The sequence below is a fragment of the Vibrio sp. Y176 genome, assembly GCF_033438945.1.
This window is the reverse complement of sequence record NZ_JAWOQS010000957.1, coordinates 1-560: the sequence shown is the minus strand read 5'-3', so window position 1 is coordinate 560 and position 560 is coordinate 1. Positions and strand designations below refer to the sequence as shown.

General features: G+C 43.2%; 1 protein-coding gene. It reads right to left on the bottom strand.

Translation table 11 applies throughout. The features are described 5' to 3' along the window. The coding region (locus R7O13_RS29620) for an NADP-dependent isocitrate dehydrogenase (protein WP_318305559.1) at positions 1 to 560 on the bottom strand (560 nt) is incomplete at both ends.

The window sequence follows — 560 nt, the reverse complement described above, 5'->3', positions numbered from 1 at the left end:
CGATAACTGCAAAAAGATACTAAAGCGATGATTCCAGATCGTTGCTATGCAGGTATCGATAACTGCTTGATAGATACCTGCATAGCAACGATCTGGAATCATCGCTTTAGTATCTTTTTGCTTGCCGTCAGGACCCCACATTTGGCCAGAAGAACGCAACATTGCTGGCATAGATGCATCGACAATGATGTCGCTTGGGACATGCAGGTTCGTGATGCCACGATCCGAATCAACCATCGCAAGTTCAGGCTGAGTTTGGTAAACCGCCTGAATTGCCGCTTCAATCTCTTCTTTTTGTGCTGCTGGTAGTGACTCGATTTTCGAGTAAACATCACCAAGACCATTATTTACATCAACGCCAAGCTCTTCGAATAACTTACCGTATTTAGCAAAAACGTCTTTGTAGTACACTTTTACAGCGTGACCGAAGATAACCGGGTCAGAAACCTTCATCATCGTCGCTTTCATGTGTAGAGAAAGCAGTACGTCTTGCTCTTTTGCATCTGCAATTTCTTTTTCGAAGAACTCAACCAATGCTTTTTTCTTCAGTACAGAGCTAT